We start from the raw sequence: 13,742 nt of genomic DNA on the forward strand, positions 1-13,742 counted from the left end.
ACCCGCACTGCACGCGCGCGTCCCTCGCGCGCCCCACACCGCTTGTGATGCTCCCGGAGCGCGGCTATCCGTTACCGTTGTCCTCGAACGCCGAGGGACGCTCATGCTCTCGATCGAAGGGTTCACGGTCACCGGCCTGTTCTCGGAGGAGCGAGGGGAACTCGTCTACCGCGCTTACCAGGGCTCGCGACCGGTCCTCCTCAAGGTTCTGATGCGCGAAGGGTTCTCCCAGGAGGATCTGGAGCGGCTGCGGCACGGCCACGAGATCATCAAGGGCATCGCCCCCTCCGACCTGCTCCGCGTCGAGGCGATCGAGCGCATGGGCGGTCGGCTGGTGATGGTGATGGAGGGGTTCGCGGGCTGCACCTTGAAGAGCCTCCTCGCCTCGAGGCGGCTCACCCTCGAAGAGTCCCTGGAGATCGCTTCGCAGACGGCCCGTGCCCTGCACGGGCTGCACCACAACCGCATCGTCCACGGCGCCATCGCGCCCACCAGCATCCTCGTCGACCTGGCGAGCCAGCAGGTGAAGCTCACCGATCTCGAGTTCACAGCGCACCTCGCGCCCGACCGCATCCCCGTGCGCATCGAGGGCGCGCTCCACTACATCTCGCCCGAGCAGACCGGCCGCATCGATCGCGCCGTGGATCAGCGAACCGACTTCTACTCGCTCGGCATCACCCTGTACGAGATGCTCAGCGGGCGCCGCCCCTTCGAGGAGACGGATCCGGTCACCCTGGTCGGCAACCACCTCGCGATGGAGGCGCGGCCGCTCACCGAACTCGTCCCCCGCATCCCGCTCGCCGTCTCCCAGATCGTCCAGCGCCTCATGGCGAAGGACGTCGAGGACCGGTACCAGAGCGCCTTCGGCATCCAGGCCGATCTCCGCGCCTGCCTCGTCCAGCTCCGGCAGACCGGCTCGGTTCCCGACTTGCCCATCGGCCACCACGACAGCGCCGCCCGCTTCCAGATCGGACAGCGCTTCTACGGCCGCGAGAACGAACGCGCCTTCGTCACCGACGCCTTCGCGCGCGCCAGCCAGGGCAGCACCGAACTCTTGCTCGTCGCTGGCTACTCCGGCGTGGGGAAATCGGCGCTGGTCGCGGAAGCCCAGCGCGCGTTCTCCGTGAAGCGAGGCTACTTCTGCACGGGCAAGTTCGACCTGCTCTCGACGGCTCCCTACGGCGCGTTCATCGGCGCCCTGCAGACCCTCATCCGCAACATCCTCGCCGAAGAGGAGCCCACGCTCGCGGATCGGCGGGCGCAGCTCCGCACCGCGCTCGGCTCGAACGCGCAGGTCATCATCGACGTCCTCCCCGAGCTCGAGCTGCTCATCGGACCGCAGCCTCCCGTCCCGCAGCTCGGCCCCTTCGAGTCACAGATCCGCTTTCAGCTCACCTTCCAGCAGCTCATGGGCGCACTCGCGCGCCCCGCGCACCCCCTCGTCCTGTTCCTCGACGACATCCACTGGGCCGACACGGGCTCGCTGCGGCTGCTCGAACTCACGCTGAGCGACGCGAACACCCAGCATCTGCTGATCATCGGCGCCTACCGTGACAACGCCGTCGACGAGACCTCACCCCTCGCCTCCACCCTCACCACGCTCCGCGAGCAGCGTGTGAAGCTCGAGGAGCTCTCGCTCCAGCCGCTCTCCTCTCTCCTCGTCTATCGCCTCATCGAGGACAGCCTCGGCGGCGACAAGGAGGTGGCCGCCGAGCTGAGCCCGGTGGTCTTCGAGAAGACGCAAGGCAACCCCTTCTTCGTCAAGCAGTTCCTCACCTCGCTCCACCAGCGGGGCCTGATCGAGCACGACGCCGAGCGGGGCGGCTGGCACTTCGACACCGAACGCATCCAGTCCCTCGACATCACCGACAACGTCGCCACCCTCATGGCCGACAAGATCCGCAAGCTCTCGGCGCGCACCCGCCGCGCCCTGGAGCTCGCGGCGTGCATCGGCGGCGTCTTCGATCTGAAGACCCTCGCTGGCGTGCTCGACAAGGGGCTGCGCGAGGCGTCCGCCGATCTGCGGGAGGCCATCCGGGAGGGGCTCGTGCTCTCCCTGGACGAGCCCTTCCACCTCGCGAACACCGCGGGCTTCCGGAAGGACGATCTCTCGACGGCGCGTTACCAGTTCCTGCACGATCGCGTCCAGGAGGCAGCCTACGCCCTCCTCTCCGCACCGAGCCGCAAGGAGCTGCACCTGACCATCGGCCGGCTGCTCCACGCGGCCACCCCACCCGAGCGCCTCGACGCGCGCATCTTCGACATCGTGAACCAGCTCAACCTCGGCGCCGAGCTGATCGCCATCCGCGACGAGCGCATGGGCCTCGCGCGCCTCAACCTCCTGGCCGGGACGCGCGCCAAGGACTCGAGCGCCTTCGCCTCCGCCGCGAGCTACCTCACGCTCGGACGTGGCCTCCTCGACGAGGAGGCCTGGCGCGACGATCACGACACCGCCTCGTGCATCCACCGCCAGCTCGCGGCCTGCGACTTCATGCTCGGCCGCTTCGAGGCCGCCGATGCCGGCTTCGACGTGGTGCTCGAGCACGCCACCTCGGCCACGCAGAAGGGCGCCATCTACGGGCTGAAGCAGGCGCTCTACAGCAGCCGCGGCGAGTACGAGCAGTCGATCCGGATGGCGCGCGAGGCGATGAAGCTCTATGGGCTCGCGCTGCCCGACGACGACGGGCTGCAGCAGGCCATCGAAGAGCAGACGATGCGGCTCCAGGGTGCGCTGAAGACGAGAGACATCAGTTCCCTCTCCGCGCTGCCGGCCTCCGACGATCCCTTGCACAAGGCGCGGATGTCCCTCCTCGCCCACGCCACCATCTATGGCGGTGGCCTCTACCCCCAGCTGTTCCACCTCCTCGCGCTCACCTCGATCAACCTCTCCATCGAGTACGGCAACGTGGAGGGCTCGAGCCAGGGGTACTGGAACTACGGGCTGATCCTCATCGATCACTGCGGTGACGCCGCCACCGCGTACCGCTTCGGGAAGGTCGCGCGCGAGCTGACCGAGCACCTCGACGGGCCGACCATGCGGCCCACCGCCTTGTGGGGTCTCGCGAGCTACCTCAACCCCTGGCACGAGCCGATCCGGCGCTCGCTGCCGCTCCTCGAGCGCGCGCATGTCGACAGCCTCGCGTCGGGCGCACTGACCATCGCCGGCTACAGCTCACTCCTCTACGTGTGGCTGTCGTATCTCTCGGGCGAGGAGATCCGCGGCGCGACCGAGCGCGCCTGGAAGCACCATGGCCTCGCGGACCGCACCGGCCTCGTCGACATGACGAACGGGATCTGCATGTTCCTCCGCGGCTGGACGATCTTCCAGCATGGAGCGATCTCGCCCGAAGACGAGGAGCTGCTCGGCGAAGAAGCGCTCGACCGCAAGCTCGCGCACTACATCAACATCGTCCCGTGCAACGGTGTCATCAGCTTGCAGGTGGCGGTGGCGTTCCACGATCTCGCGGCGATGCGGCCGCTGCTGGAGAAGGGCGGCCGGGCGCTCCGCGGCATCTTCGGTCACGTCATCATCGCCGAGTTCATCTATTACCAGGGCCTCGCCCTGGCCGCGCTCCATGGCACCCCGGTCGACGTGGACGAGGGCGTGGATCTGGACGGCGAGCGGCTGATGCTCTCGCTGTGCTGCGACGAACTCCGCATCTGGGCGGAAGAGGGGCCCGCCAACTTCCTGCACAAGCACCTCCTGCTCAGCGCCGAGGTGGCCCGCGTCGAAGGGCGGAACGAGGAGGCGACGGACCTGTACGAGCGCGCCATCGAGGAGGCGGTCCGCAGCGAGTTCTTGCAGGACGCGGCGCTCGCCAGCGAGCTCTGTGCGCGCTTCTACCTGAAGCTCGGGCGCAAGCGCCTCGCGCGCGCCTGCCTCGCCGACGCGCGCGCGGCCTGGGCACGCTGGGGCGCCGACGCCAAGGTGGCCGACATCGACCACCGCTACGGCGACGCCTTGCCGCCCCCGAGCACTCAGGGAGAGCACGACGCCGAGTCGCTCGACCTCGCCGCCGTGCTCCGGGCCTCGCAGGCCATCTCCGGCGAGATCGTCCTCGATGATCTCCTGCGCAAGCTGATGACCACCATCCTGGAGAGCGCTGGCGCTCAGCGCGGCCTGCTCCTGCTCCGCGGCGACAGCCAGGGCGTCGTCGAGCTGGATCGCAGCAGCGACACCGCGGGTCCCGTCGTCATGCACGGGCCTCACAGCGAAGCCCAGGTCGCGTTCGCGCAGTCCATCGTCCGGTACGTCGAGCGCACCCGCGAGCGGGTGGTGCTGAACGACACCAACGAGCCCGGTCAGTCCCGCAGCGATCCCTACCTCGAGCGGGTACGGCCCCGGTCCATCCTCTGCATGCCCGTCGTCAAGCAGAAGAAGGCGGTGGCCGTCCTCTACCTGGAGAACAACCTGGTGACCGGCGCGTTCACCCCGCGCCGCTGCGAGGTGCTCGATCTGCTCGCCGCCCAGGCAGCGATCTCGATCGAGAACGCACGCCTCTACGACACGCTCGACCACCGCGTGCAGGAGCGCACCCTCGCCCTCGACGCCAGGAACGAGGAGCTGAACCTGACGGTGAACCGTCTCCAGGACACCCAGACCCAGCTCATCGCCCAGGAGAAACTCGCCTCCCTCGGTACGCTGACGGCCGGCATCGCCCACGAGCTGAAGAACCCGCTCAACTTCATCAACAACTTCGCCGAGCTGGTCAATGAGATGGCCCGAGATCTGGATGTCCTCCTCGACAAGGAGCGCGAGCGGATCGACGCGGACACGCTGCAGGAAGTCGACGGCACGCTGACGGAGATCCACAGCGCCGCGTCGAAGATCAACCAGCACGGCAAGCGGATCAACCAGACCATCAACGGGATGCTCCTCCACGCCCGCGGCTCGGCAGGGGTGCGGGAGAGCGTCGACCTGAACACGCTCGTGTCGGAGAGCGCCACGCTCGCCCACCACGGGATGAGCAGCACCCAGAACGGCCTCTCCATCACCATCGACGAGCACTACGATCCGGAGGTGGGGAGCATCGAGGTGTCGCCGCCGGAGCTGACCCGCGTGTTCATCAACCTCATCAACAACGCCTTCTACGCCGTCTGCGAGAAGCGGAGGACGAGCGACGAGTCCTACACGCCGGTCATCGAGATCCGCACCCGCTCGCTGGAGCGGAGCGTCGAGATCCTCATCCGCGACAACGGCACGGGCATCCCTCCGGACATCGTGGACAAGGTGTTCAACCCCTTCTTCACGACGAAGCCCCCGGGGGAGGGAACGGGCCTGGGCCTCTCGATCAGCCGCGACATCATCCGCGGCCACCGCGGCGACATCCTCATCGAGACGCGCCCCGGCAAGTTCGCCGAGTTCATCGTCAGCTTGCCGAGGATCTCGCGGCGCCCTGCGATGTGACGAGGTACGCCTCCACGGCCTCGATCAAGCGCGCCACGGTGCTCACCTCCGCCGTCAGCGCGACGTTCAGACCGCGCCGCATCGCCGCCGCGGTGGTGATCGGACCGATGCTCGCCAGGAGCACCGGCGCGAGCAGCTCCGGAGCGCGCGCGCCGAGCAGCTCGCACAAGCTGTCGACGGTGCTGCTCGACGTCAGCAGCGCGACGTCGATGGCACGTGCCTCCAGCGCCGCGATCAGCGCGCCCTGCTGCGCCGCCGGGACGGGGTGCGTCTCGTAGACCGGGACCACGTCGACCTCGCACCCCACCTGCCGCAGCCTGTCCGGGAGCAGCTCCCGGGCGACCAGCGCCCTCGGCAGCAGCACCCGCACCGGCGCCAACGCGTCCGGCGTCGTAGCGTTCGGTGCCGTCGTGTTCGGTGCCGTCGTGTTCGGCATGTGCTGCGCATGGCGCGCATGGGCGCGCAGCCGTGCCGAGAGGAGCGGATCGTCGAGGAGCGCCTGGACGAGCCCCTCGGCACGGAACTCGGTGGGCACGATGTCCGCCTTCACCCCCCGCGCTTCGAGCGCCGCGGCCGTCCCGGCGCCGACCGCAGCCACGCGCGCGGTCCCGAAGGCGCGGGCATCTCGACCGAGCTGCGTCAGCTCGGCGAAGAACCGCTCCACCGCGTTGTCGCTGGTGAAGATCACCAGATCATGAGTGCCCACTGCGCGCGCGGCCGCCGTCACCCGCGCCGGGTCGGGCGAAGGCCCGATCGCGATCGTCGGCAGCTCCACCGCCTCTGCGCCGCGCAGCCGCAGCTGCCGCGCCGCGCCGCCGGACTGCCGTCGTGGTCGGGCCACCAGCACCCGCTTGCCGAAGAGTGGGCGATTGTCGAACCAGCGCAGCGTCTCGCGCAGCCCGACCACCCGGCCCACCACGATGATCGCCGGACTCCCGAGCTGCGCCTCGCGCACCAGCGCCGGCAGCTCGGCGAGCTGCCCGGTCACCACCCGCTGCTCGGCCCGCGTCCCCCACTGGATCACCGCGACCTTCGCGTCCGGCGCGCGCTTGCCGGGGCCCAGCAGGCCGGCGACCACCGTCTCGACGGCGTTCATGCCCATCAGCACGCAGATGGTGCCGCGCACGCTGGCAAGCTCGCTCCAGTCGTAGGGGGCGCCAGCGCGGTTCACGGCGCTGACCATGATCACGCTCGACGCCAGATCGCGGTGCGTGAGGGAGATGCCCGCATACGCCGCAGCGCCGAGTGGCGAGCACACGCCGGGCACGATCTCGAAGGGGAGCCCGGCCCGGGCCAGAGCCTCTGCTTCCTCGGAGCCGCGTCCAAAGAGGAACGGGTCGCCGCCTTTCAACCGGACCACGCTGCGGCCAGCGCGTGCGAGCACGCAGAGCTCGGCGTCGATCGCCGCCTGCTTCGCGTCCTTGGACATCCGGTCATGGCCTCGCTTGCCCACGTACCGCACCTCGGCGTCGGGCCTGACCTGCGCGAGCAGCGATGGGTGCACCAGCTCGTCGTGCAGGACCACGTCGGCCGTGGCGAGCAGCTCCACCGCACGCACCGTCATGAGGTCTGGATCACCAGGACCCGCCCCGACGAGATACACCACACCAGCGCGCGCCTCCCCCGATGTGCTCGGGATGCGCGCCCCCTTCCCGAGCGCGTCAATTTCCTGCTCACGGCCCATCGTGTGCGCCTGGCTCCTCTTGCAACCCCTGCAGTGTGCGCATAAAGCCCGCTGCTCCCTGGTTGACGCCATGCATTACGAACCACCGATAGCACCCACCGGGTGGTGGGAAGGGCAACCAGAGGAGGCAGCGTGTCTCATGCGCTCGGTCAAGCTGCTGACGGGGGCGGTGTCCGGGGGAATCTCGGATCGGTGGTATGTCGCCACGGAGGACGGCTCCGTCGGTCCGGTGAGCATCGAGCTGCTCGCGCGAGGCATCGCGAGCGGGAAGGTGCCGCTGGATTGCCAGGTCCGCAATGAATCGTGGACGGTGTGGTGCCCGCTCTCCGACATCGCGCTGGTGACGGTGGCCCCGCCCCCCCCGGCCACGGACGAGGTGCCCACGGCGCAGTTCCGGGGGAATGCCGCCGTGCAGCTCCCGGCCTTGACCTGGACGGGCCCTCCGCCTGCGGAGGCCCAGGCCCTGCGGGAGACACGGCTCCCGCCGCCTCCGGACACCATCGACACGGTCGAGGAACCGCACGGGCAGTCGTTCGACGACGCCGCGCCGAGGTCCCGTCTCGCCGACGGCTCCGAGCCTGCCGCGCGCTCCTCCGAGGGCTCCGAGCCTGCCGCGCGCTCCTCCGACGACTCGGGGCCGGAGGCGTCCCTCTCGGACGACTCCGAGCCGGACACACGCCCCACGCTCCCGCACATCCCCGCCTGGATGGCCGGGCCGCCGTCCGAGCCCGGACGCGACTCACGTCCCACCTTGCCGAGGTACGTTCCCACCGCCACCTACCGCTCCTGACGGGTGGCCTCCGCTCTCGCTTGAGAGGCTTCCGCCAGCGTGATACCGGCCCGAGGCCTGCATGGGCCTGCTCCAAGGCTACCTGTCCGCGCTCAAGCCGCTCGACGTGGAGGAGCCGATCGACGTCTACGTCCATCGGCCGCCCGCCTACCTGCTCGCCCGGCTCTTGCTGCCGACGCCCGTCACGCCCGACCAGGTGACGATCGCGTCGATGGGGGTGGGCGTGCTCGGCGGGGTGCTGATCGCCTGGCCTTTCCCCGGGCACCTCACGCTCGCCGCACTCTGCATCTTCGCGTCGACCGTGCTCGATTGCGCCGACGGGATGCTGGCGCGCCTCCGCCGGAGCTCGTCGGCGCTCGGCCGGATGCTCGACGGCATCGCGGATCTGGTGACGATCTCCGCGGTGGTGGCGGGGCACGTGGTGCTCGTGGTGTCGCAGCGCGCGAGGGCACCGTGGGAGATGGCGCTCGTCCTCGTGGCGATGGGTGCGACCGTGTTCACCAGCGCGCGGCACACCGCAGGCTACGATCACTACAAGAACGTCTGGCTGCGCCTGACCACCCCGCGCGCCGGCGAGGCGGAGGACCTTCCGCGAGCGCGAGCGCGCTTCGAGGCCGAGCGCGCCCGAGGTCTGGGGCTCGTCGGGTACGTCGCCTGGCGCATCTACCTGGGTTACCTGAGTGGCCAGCGCGCCTGGGTGAAGCGCTTCGATCCCTTCACCGTGCAGGATCTCGCCGAGGTCCCCGCCGGAGAGCCGGCATGCGCGGCGCGCTACCGTCATCATGGTGCGCGGGCCATGAAGCACTGGCGCAGCGTCTTCGGGGTCGGCTCGCTGATGGCCGGGCTCACCGTGGCGACCGCCCTGGGATGGCCCGAGCTGCTGGTGGGGTTCCGGCTCGTCGTGCTGAACGGTGTGCTCTACCTGATCTTGCAACCGATCCAGCGCCAGGCGTCTCGAGAGGCCTTCGCTGGCGTCGCCAACCACGCAGGACGGAATCCCTGAAGGGCGCGGCGACGCCCACGCTCCAGGGAGCCGAGCCCCAAGTGCTTGGTCTCACTCGGGAAAGCCGGCATCCGAGCGGTTTCCATTCCCGACGTGTCGGCAACAGCGCCCCCCTCTTTCGGAAGGCTCCAGCGACATTTCGCTAAAGGCGCCAAACCCTTTGCGCGCCTTCAGTGACATTTCGCCAAAGGCGCCAAACCCTTTGCGCGCCTTCAGTGACATTTCGCTAAAGGCGCCAAACCCTTTGCGCGCCTTCAGTGACATTTCGCCAAAGGCGCCAAACCCTTTGCGCGCCTTCAGTGACATTTCGCCAAAGGCGCCAAACCCTTTGCGCGCCCTCAGTGACATTTCGCCAAAGGCGCCAAACCCTTTGCGCGCCTTCAGTGACATTTCGCCAAAGGCGTCAAACCCTTTGCGCGCCCTCAGTGACATTTCGCCAAAGGCGCCAAACTCTCTGCGCGCCTCCAGCGACATTTCGCTAAAGGCGCCAAACCCTTTGCGCGCCTCCAGCGACCTTCCGCTGACCGAACCGATCGGCTTGCGCGCCTCCAGCGACCTTCCGTGAAGAGCACCGAAGCCCGCGCGCTCGGTGAGAAGTCTTCCTTTCGACGAGCTCTGGCGATGGTGCTCCACGAAAGACGTTCCAGCAGCATCCTTCCCCCCTCGAAGGCAGCGCCCCACCGAGACGCCAATGAGTTCAAACGAAGCCCGACCCTTTCCCGGAACGCCACACGCCTCGACCGCTCCTGCGCGCCCATCCTCCCAGCCACGCCACCCGCGCGCCTCACCCCTTCGTCGCGTCACGGCTCCCCCACCCCCAGGTCACCGAGCGAACGCCGCGGCGCCTGAGGTCGTGAGCCCCCTCATCCCCCTTCACCTCCAGATTCCGTGAGGGCAGCGAGGCGAGCCCAGGAGCACACGGCCGCTTCCGCCCGGACGCGCCGCACCACCTTCTCCGCGTCCAGGGACGCTGGGATGTCGCGCGAAGCTGGCTCCGCCTCCGTGCATCCCCGGTGCGGGTGGTATGCTCGGGCCGTGTTTCCGACCAAGCGGCCCCGCAGGCTCCGGCGCACCCCCGCCATCCGCGCGCTCGTGCGCGAGACGACGCTGACGCCGACGGATCTGATCCTCCCTCTCTTTTTTCACGAGACACTCACCGAGCCCCGTCCGATCAGCACCATGCCCGGGGTGGCCCAGCTCCCGGTCGCCGAGGCGGCAGCGCAGGCCCGGCTCGCGAAGGAGCACGGGATCGGCGGCGTGATCCTGTTCGGGCTGCCGAAGGAAAAGGATCCCATCGGCGCTGCCGCCTACGATCCGAACGGCCCGGTGCCGCGGGCGGTGAAGGCGATGAAGGACGCCGTGCCGGAACTCCTGGTGATCACCGACGTGTGCGTCGACGAGTACACCGACCACGGCCACTGCGGGGTGTTGAAGCCCGATGCGCGCGGCGAGATGGACGTGGACAACGACGCGACGCTGGAGGTGCTCGCACGGGCAGCGGTGGTCCACGCGCAAGCAGGCGCGGACGTGGTGGCACCGAGCGACATGATGGATGGACGGGTGGGCGCGCTCCGGCGCGCGCTCGACGCGGAGTCACTGACGTCGACGGCGATCCTGTCCTACGCGGTGAAGTACGCTTCGAGCTTCTACGGCCCCTTCCGCGAGGCGGCCGACTGCGCCCCGAAGTTCGGCGACCGCGCCGGCTACCAGATGGACCCGGGCAACGCCCGCGAGGCACTGCGGGAGGCCGCGCTCGACGAAGAGGAGGGCGCGGACATGCTGATGGTCAAGCCCGCGCTGACGTACCTGGACATCCTCGCCAAGGTGCGCGAGGCGTCGCCGCTGCCACTCGGCGCGTACAACGTGAGCGGGGAGTTCGCGATGATCAAGGCCGCGAGCGAGCGGGGGATGATCGACGAGCGCCGCGCGGTGCTGGAACTCTTGACGTCGATCCGGCGCGCCGGAGCCGACTTCATCCTGACCTACCACGCGCTCGACGCGGCCCGATGGATCGGGTGATGCGCGAGGGAAGCGGTCCGGTGGAGGGTTCGAGGAGCAGGTGGCGCAGCACGGGTAGCACCGGCTCGCGCTCGCTCCTGGGTGCGCTCGCGTCGGGGCTCAGGTGTCATGGCGCCGCCGTGGCGGTGACGATGGCGCTCACGCTGCCGGGCCTCGGCTGCAACGTGCTCTCGAAGCTCGGGCCAGGGAACTGCGACCGCTCGATCGATGCGAACCCGGCGATCGGGTACAGCGAGGGCTCGGTCGAGGCGGGCGTGTACATGAGCGCGACCTGGGATCTCGACGCGCCGAAGCGAGACCAGGAGCTGCTCTTTTTCCCGGGGGGCATGCGCTACGAGATCCAGCACAAGCTCGGCGAGATGCCGCGCTGGTGGCTGGCGTATCTGTCGTTCGATCGGTACGGCGCCGATACGGAGTCGATCGCGATCGCCGCCGGCAACCAGGTCGAGGTGAAGGACGTGAACGACCGGACGATCACGCTCGTGAACGCGAGCTGCTCGGACTACTGGCTGCTCCTCGTGGTGGGCGGCGTGGACGCGGACCCACCGGAGGGGCTGCCGGACTAGTCCTGCGCACCCTGACTCAGGGGCGGGCCGAGCCGGAGAAAGGTGACGGTCGGATGGCGCTGTGACGTCTTCCAGTCGGCGCCCGGATACGGCTCGACCCAGGCGATGGCGCTCATCCCCTCTGCGGTGCGCAGGTCGTAGCCAGGGTCACAGAGAAAGGTCCGCTCGGGCTCGGCGACGAAGATCTCGGTGAAGATCAGGTGCCACTCGAGGGCGCTCAAGTCGTCGTCCCGCTTGAACGCGGTGAGGAGGCGTTCTCCGAGCACACCCATCCCGCCGCGCTTTCCCTCGAGGATGAACTCGAACCGCGACCAGCGCGTTCTTCGTCCGACGGCAGCGGATGGAAGCACCGCGACCGCCGTCTCCCACGCTTTCCGGATGAGTTCTCCCTCGCGGTCCCGAGTGTCTTCGTCGTCTCGCGCCTTCTCGAGCGAGTCGCTCTCGATCTCGATTCCGAGCAGGGCCCCCGCGCTCCGAGCCTTCGCGAGCCCGTCCGCTGCGGCCCGCAGATCACCACCGTTGTGCTCCCAGCGTGTCACGTCACCGCTCCTCGGGCGAACCTTCGGCCACGCGCGCGGCGCGGACCAGGAGGTAGTTGCGTTCGGGGAGACTCGTGGCGCGCTCGGCGCCGCGCCTGTAGTGCCTGATGGCCCCCGCAGGATCGCCCGCGCGCTCCAGCAGGTGCGCCCGGACCGCGTCGAGGCGATGGTGTTCACGAAGGCGAGGATCGTCGGCGATGGCGTCGAGACAGGAGAGGCCCGCCGCCGGGCCGTGGACCATCGCCGTGGCGATGGCGTGGTTGAGCGCCACCATGGGGTTCGGGGTCATGCGCTGCAAGAGCTCGTACAGGCCGAGGATCTGGGGCCAGTCGGTGGCGTCGGCGGTGGGCGCCTCGTCATGCACGGCGGCGATCGCGGCCTGGAGCTGGTAAGGGCCGACCGCGCCGCGCGGCAGGGTCGCAGAGAGAAGCGCGACACCCTCGCAGATCGCGTCCTGATCCCAGAGGGCGCGGTCCTGTTCGTCGAGCGGGACGAGTTCGCCCTCGGCGGTGGTCCGGGCGGCGCGCCGCGCGTCGGTCAGGAGCATGAGCGCGAGCAGGCCGGCCACCTCGGTGTCGTCGGGGACGAGGTGAAGGAGCATGCGCGCGAGCCGCAGCGCTTCGCTGGAGAGGTCGGTGCGGTGAAGCGCGGGGCCGGCGCTCGCGGTGTAGCCTTCGTTGAAGATCAGGTAGAGCACGTGGGTGACGGCGCCGAGCCTCGCGGCGCGCTCCTCGGGCGTGGGCACCAGGAAGGGTACGCCGGAGGTCTTGATGGTCTGCTTCGCGCGGCTGATGCGCTGGGCCATCGTCGCCTCGGGCATCAGGAAGGCCCTGGCGATCTCGGCGGTGGTCAGGCCGCCGATGGCGCGCAAGGTGAGCGCGATGGCCGAGGAGGGAGAGAGCGCCGGGTGGCAGCACATGAAGAGGAGGTCGAGGGTGTCGTCGCGCGGTTGGGCGTCGTCTTCGTCCGGCGCGAGGGCGAGCTGATCTTCGAGGGGGATGAGGCTGACGACGAACGCTTCGCGGCGGCGGCGCGCGGACTCGGCGCGGACATGATCGGTCATGCGCCGGGATGCGACGTGGACGAGCCAGGCGCGCGGGTTCTCGGGCACGCCCTCGCGTGGCCACTGGGTGGCCGCGGCGATCAAGGCTTCCTGAGCGGCGTCCTCGGAGGCGGCGAAGTCGCCGAACCTCCGGACCACCGCACCCAGCACCTGCGGCGCGAGGTCACGCAGGAGGTGCTGGACGGGCTGGGCGGCAGGGGTCGTCACGTGAGGTCGGGGGGCGGCGCGCTCATGACCTGGCGCACCTCGATGCCCATGTCGAGGGGAACGCCGCCCGGTCCAGGCGCAGCAGAGGCCTCCGCCGCGATGGCGTAGGCGCGCTCGGGGCTCTCGACGTCCACGATCCAGTAGCCCGCGAGGAACTCCTTCGTCTCGGGGAAGACGCCATCGGTGATGGGCTCGCCGTTCTTGCCGGCGCGCACGAGCTTGGCTTGCTCCGGTCCCGCCAGGCCCTCGGCCGCCACGAGCTCACCCGAGGCGCCGAGCTTCTGGGCGAAGTTCATCATGAAGGCGATGTGGGCCTTGATGTCCTGCTGAGGCCAGCTCGCGATCTGGTAGGCGCCGCCGGTCGGGGTGTTCATCATCAGGATGTATTTCATGGTCGTCTCCTTGGTCTCACTGCGAGGGGCGCGCTGCCGTGGAGCGCGCTTTCACCCCCCAGTCGGAGCCCG

Annotated in this window: 10 protein-coding genes; 5 read left to right on the forward strand and 5 right to left on the reverse strand. The window is 69.4% G+C overall.

Annotated elements, in window-relative coordinates; translation table 11 throughout:
• Positions 1-103 precede the first annotated feature (103 nt).
• Positions 104-5,407 (forward strand): trifunctional serine/threonine-protein kinase/ATP-binding protein/sensor histidine kinase, encoded by a 5,304-nt coding sequence (locus tag CMC5_RS00085; RefSeq protein WP_050428500.1) that lies wholly within the window; start codon positions 104-106, stop codon positions 5,405-5,407.
• Here CMC5_RS00085 and cobA read toward each other — a convergent pair.
• Positions 5,370-7,091 (reverse strand): uroporphyrinogen-III C-methyltransferase, encoded by a 1,722-nt coding sequence (gene cobA / locus CMC5_RS00090; RefSeq protein ID WP_050428501.1) that lies wholly within the window; start codon positions 7,089-7,091, stop codon positions 5,370-5,372. The two genes, CMC5_RS00085 and cobA, sit on opposite strands and share 38 nt — an antisense overlap.
• A 139-nt stretch (positions 7,092-7,230) precedes the next feature.
• Here cobA and CMC5_RS00095 point away from each other — a divergent pair, with 139 nt between their 5' ends.
• Positions 7,231-7,881, forward strand: a complete 651-nt coding sequence (locus CMC5_RS00095) for a DUF4339 domain-containing protein (RefSeq protein WP_050428502.1) — start codon at positions 7,231-7,233, stop codon at positions 7,879-7,881.
• A 61-nt stretch (positions 7,882-7,942) separates the two neighbouring features.
• Positions 7,943-8,884, forward strand: a complete 942-nt coding sequence (locus CMC5_RS00100) for a CDP-alcohol phosphatidyltransferase family protein (protein ID WP_050428503.1) — start codon at positions 7,943-7,945, stop codon at positions 8,882-8,884.
• A 51-nt stretch (positions 8,885-8,935) separates the two neighbouring features.
• Here CMC5_RS00100 and CMC5_RS43815 read toward each other — a convergent pair whose 3' ends face one another.
• Positions 8,936-9,517 (reverse strand): hypothetical protein, encoded by a 582-nt coding sequence (locus CMC5_RS43815; protein ID WP_156337971.1) that lies wholly within the window; start codon positions 9,515-9,517, stop codon positions 8,936-8,938.
• Between the two features lie 402 nt (positions 9,518-9,919).
• Between CMC5_RS43815 and hemB the strand changes: the two genes are divergently transcribed.
• Both hemB and CMC5_RS00110 read left to right on the forward strand, forming a co-directional pair.
• Positions 9,920-10,903, forward strand: a complete 984-nt coding sequence (gene hemB, locus CMC5_RS00105) for a porphobilinogen synthase (RefSeq protein ID WP_050435604.1) — start codon at positions 9,920-9,922, stop codon at positions 10,901-10,903.
• Between the two features lie 131 nt (positions 10,904-11,034).
• Positions 11,035-11,469 (forward strand): hypothetical protein, encoded by a 435-nt coding sequence (locus CMC5_RS00110; protein WP_156337973.1) that lies wholly within the window; start codon positions 11,035-11,037, stop codon positions 11,467-11,469.
• On the opposite strand, the gene CMC5_RS00115 is transcribed toward CMC5_RS00110, so the two are convergent.
• Genes CMC5_RS00115 through CMC5_RS00125 form a run of 3 tightly spaced genes read right to left on the reverse strand, consistent with a single transcriptional unit; the run spans position 11,466 to position 13,670 of the window.
• A complete protein-coding gene (locus CMC5_RS00115; protein WP_050428505.1) occupies positions 11,466-12,008 on the reverse strand; it encodes a hypothetical protein in 543 nt (180 codons plus the stop codon). The two genes, CMC5_RS00110 and CMC5_RS00115, sit on opposite strands and share 4 nt — an antisense overlap.
• A gap of 1 nt (position 12,009) precedes the next feature.
• Entirely contained in the window at positions 12,010-13,278 is a 1,269-nt protein-coding gene (locus CMC5_RS00120; RefSeq protein WP_050428506.1) for an RNA polymerase sigma factor, read from the reverse strand.
• On the reverse strand, positions 13,275-13,670 hold the full coding sequence (locus CMC5_RS00125; protein WP_050428507.1) for a YciI family protein: 396 nt from the start codon (positions 13,668-13,670) through the stop codon (positions 13,275-13,277). Before CMC5_RS00125 ends, CMC5_RS00120 begins: the two co-directional genes overlap by 4 nt.
• Between the last annotated feature and the right edge of the window lie 72 nt (positions 13,671-13,742).

This window comes from Chondromyces crocatus, from assembly GCF_001189295.1.
Classification (GTDB): Bacteria; Myxococcota_A; Polyangia; order Polyangiales; family Polyangiaceae; genus Chondromyces; species Chondromyces crocatus.